This is a genomic window from Citrobacter rodentium NBRC 105723 = DSM 16636, assembly GCF_021278985.1.
Classification (GTDB): Bacteria; Pseudomonadota; Gammaproteobacteria; order Enterobacterales; family Enterobacteriaceae; genus Citrobacter_A; species Citrobacter_A rodentium.
Genome location: NZ_CP082833.1, coordinates 2,752,119 through 2,767,776, shown reverse-complemented (window position 1 = coordinate 2,767,776; position 15,658 = coordinate 2,752,119). Strand labels below are relative to the sequence as shown.

Below are 15,658 nucleotides of genomic sequence, written 5' to 3'. Positions count from 1 at the left end.
CAAACTCAACGCAGAACCATCAGCAGCGCCAGCACAACCACCGCGCCAATGCTCATTGACGCCACGTACCAGCGCAGATAACCGTTCTCGCTGAACAGCAGACCTTTACCTGCATAGCGGGAAAGGAAGGCCGGGATGTTCATCAGCACATTGAGCGGATCGCGTTTCAGCAGCCAGGCGATGCCGAGGTACGGCTTAACGAATACTTTGTCGTATAGCCAGTCGAAGCCCCAGGCGTTATACCACCAGGTCCCCAGCAGGCGACCCGGCGCGCTGTTGGCAATCGACGTGACAAGCGTACGTTTGCCCAGCCACAGCCATGCGGCAATCAGAATGCCCGCAATCGCCACCACGCCAGAGGTAATTTCCAGCGTCATCACGCTACCGTGCTCAAGCTCGGTAGTCTGCGGCAGCACGCCCTGTAACGGCGGCACGATCAGCGCGCCAACGAAGGTGGAGAGCACCATCAGGACAATCAGCGGCAGGTGGTGGGTAATCCCCTTCCCTGCATGAGCGTGAATTTGTTCTTTTCCGTGGAAAACGATGAAAATCATCCGGAAGGTGTACAGAGAGGTCATAAACGCCCCGACCAGACCTGCAACCATCAGATTGATATGACCGTTAGCCATCGCACCGGCCAGAATCTCATCCTTACTGAAGAAGCCAGCGGTGACCAGCGGCAGCGCCGACAGCGCCGCGCCACCCACCAGGAAGCAGAGATACACCAGCGGAATGGACTTACGCAGACCGCCCATCTTAAAGATGTTCTGTTCATGGTGGCAGGCCAGAATAACGGAGCCGGAGGCCAGGAACAGCAGCGCTTTAAAGAAGGCGTGCGTCATCAGATGGAAAATCGCCGCATCCCATGCCTGAACGCCAAGCGCCAGGAACATGTAGCCAATCTGGCTCATGGTGGAGTAAGCGAGCACGCGTTTGATGTCGGTCTGCACCAGCGCGGCAAAACCGGCCATTACCAGCGTAACCGCGCCGACAATCCCCACCAGATGCAGGATCTCCGGCGTCATCAGGAACAGGCCGTGGGTACGGGCAATCAGGTAGACACCGGCGGTAACCATCGTTGCGGCGTGGATCAGCGCGGAGACAGGCGTCGGGCCCGCCATCGCGTCGGCAAGCCACGTCTGCAACGGCAGCTGTGCGGATTTACCCACCGCGCCGCCCAGCAGCAGCAGCGTCGCCCAGGTGAGGATGTTATTGCCCGCTTCGAAATGCGCAGGCGCCAGCTCAACCATTTCGCGGAAGTTCAGCGTACCCAGCTCGTTGTAAAGAATGAACAGCGCGAAGGCGAGGAACACGTCGCCCACGCGGGTGACGACGAAGGCTTTCATCGCCGCGGCGCCGTTCTTCGGATCGCTGTAGTAGAAGCCGATCAGCAGGTAAGAGCACAGCCCCACCCCTTCCCAGCCGAGGTACATCAACAGCAGGTTATCGGACAGCACCAGAATGACCATGCTGGCGATAAACAGGTTGGTGTAAGCGAAGAAGCGCGAGTAGCCCTCTTCACCACGCATGTACCAGGAGGCGAACATGTGGATCAGGAAGCCCACGCCGGTGACCACGGAAAGCATGGTCAGCGACAGGCCATCCAGCACCAGGCTGAAGCCGATGTTGAAATCACCGACCGACATCCACGTCCACAGCGGCTGGCTGAACGCCTGTTTGCCGTTGGCGAAGAAGTCCATGCCGATAAAAGCGGTGACCAGCGCCGCCAGGCCGACGGAGCCGACGCCGACGGTCGCTGAGAGGTTTTCCGACCAGCGACCACGAGAGAAGGCCAGTAAGACAAAGCCAATCAATGGCAGAATAATGGTTAAGGCAAGCATGTTCATCCACGCATCTCACTTACTGAATCGATGTTCAGGTTCTGGCGACGGCGATGAAGTTGCAGCAACAGCGCAAGGCCGATACTCGCCTCGGCAGCCGCAAGGCTGATGGCGAGAATGTACATCACCTGACCATCGGTCTGGCCCCAGTAGCTCCCGGCGACCACAAAGGCCAGCGCGGAAGCGTTGATCATAATTTCCAGCCCGATCAGCATAAACAGCAGATTGCGGCGGATAACCAGACCGGTTAAGCCGAGAACGAATAAGATCGCCGCGAGGATCAGTCCATGTTGTAAGGGGATCATGCGTGCTCCTCCGTTTTTCTTTTCGCGCTGTCATCCTTACGGTTGCTCAGCACTTCGCCGGGGCGTTCTTCACGACCCACGTGGAAGGCGACAACCAGGCCTGCCAGCAGCAGCATAGAGGCCAGCTCTACCGCCAGTACGTAAGGTCCGAACAGGGTAATGCCGACCGCTTTCGCGCTAATCGGCACGCCGTCGATGCCCTGGTCATTGACGCCCAGAATGGCGTAAACGATCACCACCAGCATGATGGCCGACAGAACCGCCGGTCCTATCCACACCTGCGGCTTCAGCCACTGGCGTTCCTGCTCAATTTCAGAACCGCCGAGGTTGAGCATCATCACCACGAACACGAACAGCACCATAATGGCGCCCGCGTAAACGATGATTTCCAGCGCACCGGCAAAGTAAGCGCCAAGCGAGAAGAACACCCCGGAAATCGCCAGCAGCGAAATAATCAGGTACAGCAGCGCATGCACCGGATTGGTATGGGTGATCACCCGCAAGGTTGCGAGAATGGCTATCAGGCCACAGATATAAAATGCGAATTCCATTGCCCCTCTCCTTACGGTAACAGGCTCTTGACGTCGACAGGCTTGGCTTCATTTTCCGCTTCGCCCTTATCTTTGCCGTCGATTGCCATACCCGCCATCCGGTAGAAGTTATATTCCGGGTATTTGCCCGGACCGGAAATCAGCAGATCCTCTTTCTCGTACACCAGGTCCTGACGCTTGTACTCACCCAGCTCGAAGTCTGGCGTAAGCTGGATTGCCGTCGTCGGACAGGCCTCTTCGCACAGGCCGCAGAAGATGCAGCGTGAGAAGTTAATGCGGAAAAACTCCGGATACCAGCGGCCATCTTTGGTCTCCGCTTTTTGCAGCGAGATACAGCCTACCGGGCAGGCTACCGCGCACAGGTTGCAGGCAACGCAGCGCTCTTCGCCGTCCGGGTCGCGGGTCAGCACGATACGGCCGCGAAAACGGGGCGGCAGATAGACCGGCTCTTCCGGATACATCCGCGTTTCGCGTTTCGCGAACGCGTGCAGGCCGATCATCCAGATACTGCGTACCTGGGTGCCAAAGCCCACTAATAATTCTTTTAAGGTCATGATCTTTGTGTCCCTTATTGCGCCTGCCAGAGAATGACAGCCGCCGTTACCAGCAAGTTGATGAGCGTCAGCGGCAGGCAGATTTTCCAGCCGAAGGACATTACCTGGTCATAACGCGGACGCGGTAACGACGCACGAATCAAAATGAACATCATCATGAAGAACGCGGTTTTCAGCGCGAACCAGACGAATGGCGGTAAGAACGGGCCCTGCCAGCCGCCGAAGAACAGGGTAACCATCAGCGCGGAAATGGTGACGATACCGATGTACTCCCCCACAAAGAACAGACCGAACTTCATACCGGAATATTCGATGTGGTAACCGTCGGCCAGTTCCTGCTCGGCTTCCGGCTGGTCAAACGGGTGACGGTGACACACTGCCACGCCCGCGATAGCGAAGGTGACAAAACCAAAGAACTGCGGGATCACGTTCCAGATATCCGCCTGGTTGTTGACGATGTCGGTCATATTAAATGAACCGGCCTGCGCCACCACGCCCATCAGGGACAGCCCAAGGAACACTTCATAGCTCAGCGTCTGCGCGGAGGCGCGCATCGCCCCCAGCAGCGAGTATTTGTTGTTGCTCGACCAACCGGCGAACAGCACCGCATACACCGCCAGACCCGCCATCATCAGGAAGAACAGAATCCCGATGTTGAGATCGGCAACCACCCAGCCCGGACTCACCGGCACGATGGCGAACGCCAGCAGCAGCGAGGTAAAGGCGATCATCGGCGCCAGGGTAAAGATGACGCGATCCGAGAATTTCGGGATCCAGTCTTCTTTAAAGAACATCTTGATCATGTCCGCGACCAGCTGGAGCGAACCGCCCCAGCCCACGCGGTTCGGTCCGTAACGGTTCTGGAACAGACCCAACAGGCGACGTTCGCCAAAGCTCATGAATGCCCCGCAGGTCACCACGACCAGCAGGATCACTACCGCTTTGAGGATGGTCAGCAGGATATCGACAAGATCCGGTGTAATCCAACTCATTGTTGTGCCTCCTGCAGATCCTCAAGACGCGCGCCCGCCAGCACTGGCGCAATGCCCGACATACCCATCGGCAAGCCGACCTGCCCTGCCGTCAACCCTTCGGCGATCTCAACCGGCAGCGTGACCGTGTTGCCATCGTAGGTGAAGGAGACGCGGGTTCCCGCATTGACGCCAAGCTTCGCGGCGTCCGCCGGATTAAGCTTGATGTACGGCTGCGGCATACGGCTCTGGAACACAGGCGCGCGCTGGGACAGCTCGTCGCTACCAAACAGATGGTAGTACGGCGCGATACGCCACTGGCCATCCTGCGGCTGGAAGCTCGCCGGAACGGTAGTGAAGTAATCCAGACCGGTTGCGGAGGCTTCAATCAGGCGCACGCCAGGGTCGCCATGACGCAGTTTGCCGCCCACTTCATCCTGGAACTTGTTCCACGCCTGCGGCGAGTTCCAGCCTGGCGCCCAGGCAAACGGAATCTGTGAACGCGGCGCGGACGGCTGGTTGTTCCCTTCCATTGAGAAGGCGAACATGGTGTCTTTGTCCTGCGGCTGGCGCGGTTCATGCACGCTGATGTTGGCACGCATCGCGGTACGACCGCTGTAGCGGTGCGGCTCACGCGCCAGTTTCTGCCCACGGATGCGGAACGACGCGTCCGGCGCGGCGTCTTTAATTCCCGCCAGCTCCGGTATCGCGGCGACGACCGCGTCGATAACGTGGTCAAGCTGCGTCCAGTCCACCTGACGGTTCTGCACGGTGCTGTGCAGCGAGTGCAGCCAGCGCCAGCTTTCCAGCATAATGGTGCTGCTGTGGTAGTACGCCGGGTCATACACCTGGAAGAAGCGCTGCGCGCGGCCTTCGTTGTTGATGACCGTGCCGTCGCTTTCGGCGAAGCTGGCGGCGGAAAGCACCAGATGGGCGTTTTCCATAATCGCGGTACGCTGATGGTCAACCACCATCACCAGCGGCGCTTTCGCCAGCGCGGCGTTAACGCGGGTCGCGGAAGCATGACGGTGCAGATCGTTTTCCAGCACCACCACCGCGTCGGCGCGGCCAGTCTCCAGCTCGGTCAGCGCATCGTCGAGCGAACCGCCGCCCATAATGCCAAGCCCCATGCTGTTGACGGAGCGGGCAACCATAGTGATGCCAACGTCCGCGCCGCGACCTTTCAGCGCTTTCGCGACGTTAGCCGCAGCCTGAATCACTTCGCTGCTACCGGCGTTAGTACCAGAAATAATCAGCGGTTTTTTCGCCCCGGCCAGCGCCTGAACGATCACGTCGATTTTGTTTTGCAGCTCGCTGCTGATGCCGTCAACCGCCGGCGCGGCGTCGTCCAGCGCGTGAGCGATGGCGAAACCTAAACGCGCCTGGTCTTCCACCGGCGCGCGGTAGGTCCATGCGGCGATATCATCCAGACGGGTGCTGTCGACGTTAGTGACAAACAGCGGATGTTTGGCGCGCTGGCCGATATTGAGGATCGCCGCAATCTGCCAGTCGGCGACCTTCTGCGCCGCCGCCATTTCGCGCGCTTTGCCTTTCACCGCCTGACGTACCGCCAGCGCAACGCGCGCCCCGGTCTGGGTAATATCTTCGCCCAGCACCAGCACCGCGTCGTAGGATTCGATTTCACGTAGCGCAGGCGTATGGACGCCGCCTTCACGCAGCACTTTCAGCGCCAGCTGTAGCCGTTCCTGTTCGCCCTGGGCGATACCGGTGTAGAAGTTTTCCGCGCCGACCAGTTCACGCAGCGCGAAGTTGCTTTCGACGCTGGCGCGCGGAGAACCGATGCCAATCACTTTCTTCGACTGGCGCAGAATATCCGCCGCCCCCTGCATCGCCTGCTCGGCGTTAAGGGCGATCAGATCGTCGCCACGACGCTGTACCGGCTGACGCGGACGATCTTTCAGGTTAACGTAGCCATAGCCGAAGCGACCGCGGTCGCACAGGAAGTAGTGGTTAACGGTGCCGTTGTAGCGGTTTTCAATCCGCCGCAGCTCGCCGTAACGCTCGCCCGGGCTGATGTTGCAGCCGATGGAGCACTGCTGGCAGATGCTCGGGGCAAACTGCATGTCCCATTTACGGTTATAGCGCTCGGAGTGAGTTTTGTCGGTGAAAACGCCGGTCGGACAGATCTCCACCAGGTTGCCGGAGAATTCGCTTTCCAGCACGCCATCTTCCGGACGACCAAAGTAGACGTTGTCGTGCGCGCCATAGACGCCCAGATCCGTCCCGTCCGCGTAATCTTTGTAGTAACGCACGCAGCGGTAGCAGGCGATGCAGCGGTTCATTTCATGCGAGATGAACGGCCCCAGATCCTGGTTGCGGTGCGTACGCTTGGTGAAACGGTAACGACGGAAGCTGTGGCCGGTCATCACGGTCATATCCTGAAGATGGCAGTTGCCGCCCTCCTCACAAACCGGACAGTCGTGCGGGTGGTTGGTCATTAGCCACTCCACCACGCTTTCGCGGAACTGTTTCGCTTCTTCGTCGTCAATAGAAATAAAGGTGCCGTCGGAGGCTGGTGTCATACAGGACATCACCAGGCGACCACGCGTATCTTCCGCGTTCTGGTACTGCTTTACCGCGCACTGGCGGCAAGCACCGACGCTTCCCAGCGCCGGGTGCCAGCAAAAGTACGGAATATCAAGGCCGAGAGACAGACACGCTTCAAGCAGGTTGTCCGCTCCGTTCACCTCATATTCTTTGCCGTCTACATGAATCGTAGCCATTAGCATGCTTCCAAATTAAAAATTTAACTCACCAGCGCTCTTTCAGCAGGTTCGGCTGTATCCCACCAATTCCGTGGGTATTGCTGAACGGCTGCCTGATGCCAGCTTCGAATTCTTCGCGGAAATATTTAATTGCGCTCTGCAGCGGCTCAACGGCGCCCGGCGCATGCGCGCAGAAGGTTTTCCCCGGCCCGAGGAACCGACACAGTTGCTCAAGCGTCTCGATATCCCCCGGCTGGCCTTCGCCACGCTCCAGCGCGCGCAGAATTTTGACGCTCCACGGCAGGCCATCGCGGCACGGCGTACACCAGCCGCAGGATTCGCGGGCAAAGAACTCTTCCAGGTTACGCACCAGCGACACCATGCCGATTTCGTGGTCCACCGCCATCGCCAGCGCGGTCCCCAGACGGCTGCCCGCCTTGCCAATACTTTCGAACTCCATCGGCAGGTCGAGGTGCGCTTCGGTCAGAAAGTCGGTCCCCGCGCCGCCAGGCTGCCAGGCTTTAAACTTCAGGCCGTCGCGCATCCCGCCCGCGTAATCTTCTAAGATCTCACGCGCGGTAGTGCCGAACGGCAGCTCCCACAAGCCCGGATTCTTCACGCGACCGGAGAAGCCCATCAGCTTGGTGCCGGCGTCTTTGCTCTTCGAAATGTTCTGATACCACTCCACGCCGTTGGCGAGGATCGCCGGGACGTTACACAGCGTCTCGACGTTGTTAACGCAGGTCGGCTTGCCCCAGACGCCCGAGGTTGCCGGGAACGGCGGCTTGGAGCGCGGATTCGCGCGGCGGCCTTCAAGGGAGTTAATCAGCGCGGTCTCTTCGCCGCAGATGTAGCGCCCCGCTCCGGTGTGAACAAACAGCTCAAAGTCAAAACCGGTGCCCATGATATTTTTGCCAAGCAGACCGGCTTCGGTCGCTTCGGCAATCGCGCGACGCAGGTTCTCTGCCGCTTCGATGTACTCGCCGCGCAGGAAGATGTAGCCACGGTATGCTTTCAGCGCAAAGGCCGAGATCAGCATACCTTCCACCAGCAGGTGCGGCAGCTGTTCCATCAGCAGACGGTCTTTATAGGTGCCCGGCTCCATTTCATCGGCGTTACACAGCAGGTAACGGATGTTCATGGATTCGTCTTTCGGCATCAGGCTCCACTTCAGGCCGGTGGAGAAGCCTGCGCCGCCGCGCCCTTTCAGACCAGAATCTTTCACCTGATTGACTATCTCATCCGGAGAAAGAGCGGTCAGCGCCTTACGCGCGCCTTCGTAGCCGTTTTTGCTGCGGTATTCATCCAGCCAGACCGGCTGTCTGTCATCGCGCAGACGCCAGGTCAGCGGATGCGTTTCGGGAGTACGGATAACGTTTATCATTTATACCGCTCCAGTAGTTCAGGAATCGCTTCCGGGGTCAGATGGCTGTGAGTGTCCTCATCAATCATCATGTTCGGCCCTTTATCGCAGTTCCCCAGGCAGCAGGTCGGCAGCAGCGTAAAGCGCCCATCGAAGGTGGTCTGCCCCGGTTTAATGTTGAGGTTCTTCTCCAGCGCAGCCTGAATTCCCTGATAGCCGGTGATGTGGCACACCACGCTGTCGCAGTAGCGGATCACGTGACGGCCTACCGGCTGACGGAAGATCTGGCTGTAAAACGTCGCCACGCCTTCAACATCGCTCGCCGGGATCCCCAGCACGTCGGCGATAGCGTAGATCGCGCCATCCGGCACCCAGCCACGCTGTTTCTGAACGATTTTCAGCGCTTCAATGGACGCCGCACGCGGGTCTTCGTAGTGGTGCATCTCGTGCTCAATGGCGGCACGCTCTGCTTCACTCAGCTCAAAAGCCTCGGTTTGTGGTTGTTGATTCTCGTGCATAATTAGCGGTCCACATCTGACATAACAAAATCAATACTACCCAGATAGACGATCAGGTCGGACACCAGGCTGCCGCGGATCGCCGCCGGGATCTGCTGCAAATGCGCAAAGCTTGGCGTACGCACGCGAGTACGATAACTCATGGTGCTGCCATCGCTGGTCAGGTAGTAACTGTTAATCCCCTTGGTCGCCTCCACCATCTGGAAGGATTCGTTCGCCGGCATTACCGGCCCCCACGAAACCTGCAGGAAGTGCGTGATCAGGGTTTCAATGTGTTGCAGCGTGCGCTCTTTCGGCGGCGGCGTGGTCAGCGGGTGATCCGCTTTGAACGGCCCTTCCGGCATGTTGTTGAGGCACTGCTCAAGAATGCGCAGACTCTGGCGCAGCTCTTCCACTTTGAGCATAACGCGGGTGTAGCAGTCGGACACGCCGCCGCCAACCGGCACTTCAAAGTCGAAGTTTTCATAGCCAGAGTAAGGACGCGCCTTACGCACGTCGAAGTCGATCCCGGCTGCGCGCAGACCCGCGCCGGTGGTGCCCCACTCCAGCGCCTCTTTCCCGCCGTAGGCGGCAACGCCCTGAGAACGGCCTTTCAGAATGGTGTTACGCAGCGCGGCTTTCTCATACGAGGCCAGACGCTTCGGCATCCAGTCGAGGAATTCACGCAGCAGGCGATCCCAACCGCGCGGCAGATCGTGCGCCACGCCGCCGATACGGAACCACGCCGGGTGCATACGATAGCCGGTAATCGCTTCAACCAGATCGTAAATCTTCTGACGATCGGTAAAGGCGAAGAAGACCGGCGTCATCGCGCCGACGTCCTGAATAAAGGTCGAGATATACAGCAGGTGGCTGTTGATACGGAACAGCTCGGAGAGCATCACGCGAATCACGTTGACGCGATCCGGTACGGTAATGCCGGCCAGTTTTTCAACCGCCAGGACATATGGCATCTCGTTAACGCAGCCGCCAAGGTATTCGATACGATCGGTATACGGGATGTAGCTGTGCCAGGACTGGCGCTCGCCCATCTTCTCTGCGCCACGGTGGTGATAGCCGATATCCGGTACGCAGTCGACAATCTCTTCGCCATCAAGCTGCAGAATAATGCGGAACGCGCCGTGGGCGGAGGGGTGGTTAGGACCGAGGTTAAGGAACATGAAGTCCTCGTTCTCAGTGCCGCGCTTCATGCCCCAGTCTTCCGGTTTAAAGGTCAACGCTTCCATTTCCAGATCCTGTTTGGCTTTGGTCAGCTCAAACGGATCGAATTCGGTGGCGCGGGCCGGGTAATCTTTACGCAGCGGATGCCCCGTCCAGGTATTCGGCATCATGATGCGGGTCAGGTGCGGGTGACCTTCGATATCGATACCAAACATCTCCCAGGTTTCACGCTCGTACCAGTTGGCGTTCGGGAACAGTCTGGTGAAGGTCGGCACGCGCAGATCGTTTTCCGCTAAAGCCACCTTGAGCATGATGTCGCGGTTGCGTTCAATGGAAATCAGGTGGTAGAAAACGGAAAAATCCGCGGCGGGTAACCCTTCGCGGTGCGTGCGCAGTCGTTCGTCCATGCCGTGCAGGTCGTACAGCATGACGTAAGGCTTCGGCAGTTTCTTTAAGAAATCGCCGACTTCCAGTAATTGTTCACGCTTCACCCAAACAACGGGTACCCCGGTGCGAGTCGCCTGAACGGTAAAGGCATCCGGCCCAAAACGGTTGCGCAGTTCGCCAATGACCGGGTCATCAAGGTGATCCCGGGTCTGCCATGCGGCGTCTTGCGCGGTTAAGTCGGTCATAGTGTTCACCATTGCAAATGGTCCGTGGTGACTGTCGACAGAGCTTCGCGCTATTTATCTTCATCCTTCAGTCCTGAACGACTTTGTGTCTGGCTGATTATTTGCGAAGTACTATGCTGCTGCCGACAGGCGCAAATTAAATCTCGTCTGGTGTACGCAGATTGGTTACTGCAATGCGTTCGCCGCGTTTACGCTCGCGCTCTGACTGCATGTTGGCGCGGTACACGCCCTGATCGCCAACCACCCAGGAGAGCGGACGGCGTTCCTTACCAATGGAATCCTGCAATAACATCAACGCCTGCATGTACGCTTCCGGACGCGGCGGGCAACCGGGGATGTAAACATCCACAGGGATAAATTTATCTACGCCCTGCACTACCGAATAAATATCGTACATACCGCCGGAGTTGGCGCATGCGCCCATGGAGATCACCCATTTCGGCTCCAGCATCTGGTCATAAAGACGCTGAATAACCGGCGCCATTTTGGTAAAGCAGGTCCCCGCCACCACCATCAGGTCGGCCTGACGCGGCGAAGCACGCAGGACTTCCGCGCCGAAACGCGCCACATCATGTACGGCGGTAAAGGAGGTCACCATCTCAACGTAGCAGCAGGAAAGGCCGAAGTTGTACGGCCAGATTGAGTTTTTACGTCCCCAGTTAACCAGGTCATGGAGTTTGCCCATGAACACGTTTTTATTGACTTCCTGCTCCAGGGGGTCGGTTACGATCTCCTGTTTTTGCAGGGGGTAACGGTCATTCTCACCGTTAGGATCTATGCGGGTGAGCGTATAATCCATCTTAATGCCTCGCGGTTAGCGTTGACGATTAGCGATACTGTTCGTTTCCGGGTTCATACGCTCGCGGCGTGAACGCACGGGCGTCCAGTCCAGCGCGCCAATACGCACCAGATAAACCAGACCTGCCAGTAACACAAAAATAAAAATTGCAGCTTCCACAAAGCCAACCCAGCCGCTTTCGCGGATTGAGGTCGACCATGCGAACAGATACAGCGCTTCAACGTCGAAGATAACGAAGAACATGGCTACCAGATAAAACTTGGCAGACAGGCGTAAGCGGGCGGTGCCGACCGAGTCGATACCTGACTCAAACGGGGTGTTTTTTGACCGCGCGCGCGCGCGACCGCCTAAAAACCAACCGCCGACCAGCATCAGGCAGCACAGGCCAATGGCGACAATAAGAAAGATAGCGAATGCCCAGTGATGAGCGATGACTTCAGTGGATGTTGACATACTCATTGCTTACTCATCAAAAGTAGCGCCAAATTCTCTGCTCTTCACGGCAGATGAACGCCACATCGATTCATGGGAGGAATAAAAAAAACCTTACAATCACTGTAGTAAACGTGTTGTACACAGATAATTGAGGGGGTTTTTACTCCTTTCTATAACCTTTTGTCAACTTTAACAAAAGTTTCCTCACATTAATTTACATGATTCCAACTTCCTTAACATTTCATGCTGTTTAACGCCAGGCCAGTCGAAACTCAGGCTAAGCGGGAGGTTGTTGAATCGTGTCCGTTATGAGGTAAAAAGGTAAAAGCGCGTCTATTTTGACAGGAATCCGGGCAAATGCCTTCCCCTAAAAGGGAGTATTTTCTTGATCTGTGACACGCTTTTGTTAATTCACCATAAAAAACAGCAACAATTTCTCTAGTTTTTTAACACGATTTGACCGCGTTTCGCTAGCTGCTTCTTTTTTACACAATCCCTGCGCGTCTTTTCTACTCGCTGATTTCAGAGATGTTTTACCCTTTTCCACTTGCCCGATAAGGATAATAGTACAAAAAAAGAACCGCTGGGTGATTTTTCAACATCAGCGGTTCTTTTTTACAAAGACAATGTTTAACAGCTTGTTGCGTTTCTTTACTCGTAATCTCCTTCGAGCAGGAGAGAGTCATCGCCCCCTTCCGGGGTAAGGGAGCCATACTGCCAGGGATTTTGCCAGGTATCCATCGCCTGATAAATGACCTGCGCCAGATCGTTCTTGCTGGCCGGGTCGCGACAGAGCAGATATTCAGTATCCGGCAACGGCGGTAGTCCATCTACCGCGCCCAGGACCCGCAGATCCGGACTCATCATTTCCACCGGACGCGCCGTCACGCCCAGACCGGCCTTCACCGCCGCGCGAACGGCTGGCAGCGTCGAGGCGACGTATGCCAGACGCCACGGCATATTCGCCGCGTTTAAGGATGAAAGGACGACGTCGCGGAACGGGCTGGGATCGTCCAGCAGCACCAACGGCACCGGTTCGCCTTTTTGCAGCACATATTCCGCGGCGCAGTACCAGTGGGTGGGCGATGTGCGCAGCGTCAGGCTTTCAACGGAGGCCGGACGGTTGGTGGTGACAATCAGATCCACCTCCTGCGATTTCAGCATATCCGCAACGTATGCGTTTCGCTTCACCCTGACATCCAGCGCAAGCTTCGGATAAACCGAACTAATACGGTTCAGCAGGAAGGGGAGTATGGTATCGGCAGACTCATCGGAAGCGCCGATTGTTAATACCCCCTGAAGATTACTGAACATTAATGATGAGCAGGCCTCATCATTGAAGCGTAAAATTTTTCTGGCGTAGCCCAGAAGCTGAATGCCGTGTTCAGTCAACAGTTTGTTACGACCGTGACGGGCGAAAAGTTCTTTCCCTACGAGCTGCTCAAGGCGCTGCATCTGTTGGCTCACCGCAGACTGAGTACGACACACTGCTGCAGCCGCTGCTGCGAAGGTGTTCAGATCGGCAACAGCGACAAATGTTCTCAGCAGATCGAGGTCGAGGTTAATTATCGGACGATTTGCATTTATCATAATTTTTCACTTACTGGCGGCTCTTACTGAGCGCGTTAATGCTGTGCATACAAAAACAAGCAATTCCGTTTGTAATGCGCTTCCCTTGCTGGATGTCCCGATGTAAACGGGTGAAAGTAAATATGTATATCACGTGACAAGTGAAATGCTACTCCCTTTCTTTTGTAATAATACCTGACGCAATTTCTCGGTTTATTTCCAGGAAAACAGCGGTCATTATTAAATGAGCACAGTTATCTCCCGATGCGCGTTGTAAAAGGTTTTTTGGCCAAAGGAACCAGACCGACAACAGCAAAAATAAGACGATATACCAGCAGTTTAGTCCTCTCCCGCCCCGTATATTCGCTATTTAAGCGGTCTGCAAGTCATTCGTCCCGGATATCTTAACCGAAAACCCTTTTATTTATAAGTCTTAATACGAATAATCTGATGCATGAGTAGTTATGTTTGCCAGACCACCCGGCTAATATTAACCCCGGGATGTAGCCTTTCTAATTATTAAATAATAATTAATCTGCTTTCAGGCCATTCATAAACCTTACTTAACATTGGTTTTACACTGTCATGTACATAGTCCATCCCGATTAGCCTCTTCCGTGATTAACCTTTCAGTATTGACGAATGAAGTAAATAACCGCGAATTAACTGACATCGTGCTGCCGTCGCGCCTCCTGCCAGCAAGAGAATCGACCACATTGAAAGGATTTACATGAAATATTAATCCATAAATATAGATTTTAATGAAAGATAAAACCAATTTAAAATAATAATCAAGTTATTTACAGGACAATAGCGCTTCACAATTTTGTAAAATCTTCTTCTGCAAAGCCTTCAAAACGCAGCGCCGGGGGAGTACATTGTTCCAGGCAAGCTTCCACGGCAGGAAGTGGCGACAACAGCTTAAAGGTCAAGATTCATGTCCCCCATTGAAAAATCCAGCAAACTTGAAAACGTCTGTTATGACATCCGCGGTCCGGTTCTGAAAGAAGCCAAACGCCTGGAAGAAGAAGGCAATAAGGTGCTGAAGCTGAACATTGGCAACCCCGCCCCCTTTGGCTTTGATGCGCCTGACGAAATTCTGGTCGACGTTATTCGCAATTTGCCCACCGCGCAGGGCTATTCCGACTCAAAAGGTCTCTATTCCGCGCGCAAAGCCATTATGCAGCATTACCAGGCGCAGGGTATGCGCGACGTCACCGTCGAGGATATTTATATCGGCAACGGCGTCTCGGAACTGATCGTGCAGGCGATGCAGGCACTGCTGAACAGCGGCGATGAAATGCTGGTGCCCGCGCCGGATTATCCCTTATGGACCGCAGCGGTCGCGCTCTCCGGCGGCAACGCCGTACACTACCTTTGCGATGAATCTTCCGACTGGTTCCCGGACCTTGACGATATCCGCGCGAAAATCACCCCGCGCACCCGCGGCATTGTGATTATTAACCCGAACAACCCTACCGGCGCCGTTTACTCAAAAGCGCTGCTGATGGAGATTGTCGATATCGCCCGCCAGCATAACCTCATCATTTTTGCCGATGAGATCTACGATAAGATTTTGTATGACGATGCCGAACATCACTCTATTGCCGCGATGGCGCCGGATCTGCTGACGGTGACGTTTAACGGGCTGTCCAAGACCTACCGCGTCGCCGGTTTCCGCCAGGGCTGGATGGTGCTTAACGGTCCGAAAAAACACGCCAAAGGCTACATTGAAGGGCTGGAGATGCTGGCCTCGATGCGTCTTTGCGCCAACGTTCCGGCCCAGCACGCCATTCAGACCGCGCTGGGCGGTTATCAGAGCATCAGTGAATTTATCATGCCCGGCGGTCGTCTTTACGAACAGCGCAACCGCGCCTGGGCATTAATTAACGACATCCCCGGCGTTTCCTGCGTGAAGCCGCGCGGCGCGCTGTATATGTTCCCGAAAATTGACGTTAAGCGCTTCAATATTTATGACGATCAGAAAATGGTCCTCGATTTCCTGCTTCAGGAAAAGGTATTGCTGGTTCAGGGGACCGCGTTTAACTGGCCGTGGCCGGATCACTTCCGCATTGTGACCCTGCCGCGCGAAGATGATCTGGAGATGGCGATTGGCCGCTTCGGGCGCTTCCTCAGCGGCTATCATCAATAATCTTAAATTCAGGCTACTGCGGTAGCCTGATTTGCATCTTCTCTCCCCTCCCCCCACAATGAACTCTGTCGTCGTAAAGAC

13 protein-coding genes are annotated in these 15,658 nt (G+C 56.0%); 1 reads left to right on the top strand and 12 read right to left on the bottom strand.

Features of this window, described 5'->3' with window-relative positions; translation table 11 throughout:
- Positions 1-5 precede the first annotated feature (5 nt).
- From nuoL to lrhA, 12 genes are all read right to left on the bottom strand, one after another.
- Positions 6-1,847 (bottom strand): NADH-quinone oxidoreductase subunit L, encoded by a 1,842-nt coding sequence (gene nuoL, locus K7R23_RS13090; protein ID WP_012906843.1) that lies wholly within the window; start codon positions 1,845-1,847, stop codon positions 6-8.
- Complete coding sequence (gene nuoK / locus K7R23_RS13085) at positions 1,844-2,146, bottom strand: NADH-quinone oxidoreductase subunit NuoK (RefSeq protein WP_000612644.1); 303 nt, start codon at positions 2,144-2,146, stop codon at positions 1,844-1,846. Before nuoK ends, nuoL begins: the two co-directional genes overlap by 4 nt.
- A complete protein-coding gene (gene nuoJ, locus K7R23_RS13080; RefSeq protein ID WP_012906844.1) occupies positions 2,143-2,697 on the bottom strand; it encodes an NADH-quinone oxidoreductase subunit J in 555 nt (184 codons plus the stop codon). The genes nuoK and nuoJ overlap by 4 nt, the downstream gene beginning before the upstream one ends.
- 11 nt (positions 2,698-2,708) lie before the next feature.
- Entirely contained in the window at positions 2,709-3,251 is a 543-nt protein-coding gene (gene nuoI, locus K7R23_RS13075; protein ID WP_012906845.1) for an NADH-quinone oxidoreductase subunit NuoI, read from the bottom strand.
- Between the two features lie 14 nt (positions 3,252-3,265).
- Positions 3,266-4,243, bottom strand: coding sequence for an NADH-quinone oxidoreductase subunit NuoH (nuoH, locus tag K7R23_RS13070; RefSeq protein ID WP_012906846.1), 978 nt, complete (start codon positions 4,241-4,243; stop codon positions 3,266-3,268).
- A complete protein-coding gene (nuoG, locus tag K7R23_RS13065; RefSeq protein ID WP_024132805.1) occupies positions 4,240-6,966 on the bottom strand; it encodes an NADH-quinone oxidoreductase subunit NuoG in 2,727 nt (908 codons plus the stop codon). Before nuoG ends, nuoH begins: the two co-directional genes overlap by 4 nt.
- 28 nt (positions 6,967-6,994) lie before the next feature.
- Positions 6,995-8,332 (bottom strand): NADH-quinone oxidoreductase subunit NuoF, encoded by a 1,338-nt coding sequence (nuoF, locus tag K7R23_RS13060; RefSeq protein WP_012906848.1) that lies wholly within the window; start codon positions 8,330-8,332, stop codon positions 6,995-6,997.
- Entirely contained in the window at positions 8,329-8,829 is a 501-nt protein-coding gene (nuoE, locus tag K7R23_RS13055; RefSeq protein ID WP_012906849.1) for an NADH-quinone oxidoreductase subunit NuoE, read from the bottom strand. Before nuoE ends, nuoF begins: the two co-directional genes overlap by 4 nt.
- 2 nt (positions 8,830-8,831) lie before the next feature.
- Positions 8,832-10,634, bottom strand: a complete 1,803-nt coding sequence (nuoC, locus tag K7R23_RS13050) for an NADH-quinone oxidoreductase subunit C/D (protein WP_012906850.1) — start codon at positions 10,632-10,634, stop codon at positions 8,832-8,834.
- A gap of 124 nt (positions 10,635-10,758) precedes the next feature.
- Entirely contained in the window at positions 10,759-11,421 is a 663-nt protein-coding gene (nuoB, locus tag K7R23_RS13045; protein WP_012906851.1) for an NADH-quinone oxidoreductase subunit NuoB, read from the bottom strand.
- 15 nt (positions 11,422-11,436) lie between these two features.
- Entirely contained in the window at positions 11,437-11,880 is a 444-nt protein-coding gene (nuoA, locus tag K7R23_RS13040) for an NADH-quinone oxidoreductase subunit NuoA (protein ID WP_024132806.1), read from the bottom strand.
- A 627-nt stretch (positions 11,881-12,507) separates the two neighbouring features.
- Entirely contained in the window at positions 12,508-13,446 is a 939-nt protein-coding gene (gene lrhA, locus K7R23_RS13035) for a transcriptional regulator LrhA (RefSeq protein WP_012906853.1), read from the bottom strand.
- 916 nt (positions 13,447-14,362) lie between these two features.
- Between lrhA and alaA the strand changes: the two genes are divergently transcribed.
- Positions 14,363-15,577 carry an alanine transaminase AlaA gene (gene alaA / locus K7R23_RS13030; RefSeq protein ID WP_012906854.1) on the top strand — a complete coding sequence of 405 codons (1,215 nt, stop codon included), beginning with the start codon at positions 14,363-14,365 and terminating at the stop codon, positions 15,575-15,577.
- The last annotated feature ends 81 nt before the right edge of the window (positions 15,578-15,658 follow it).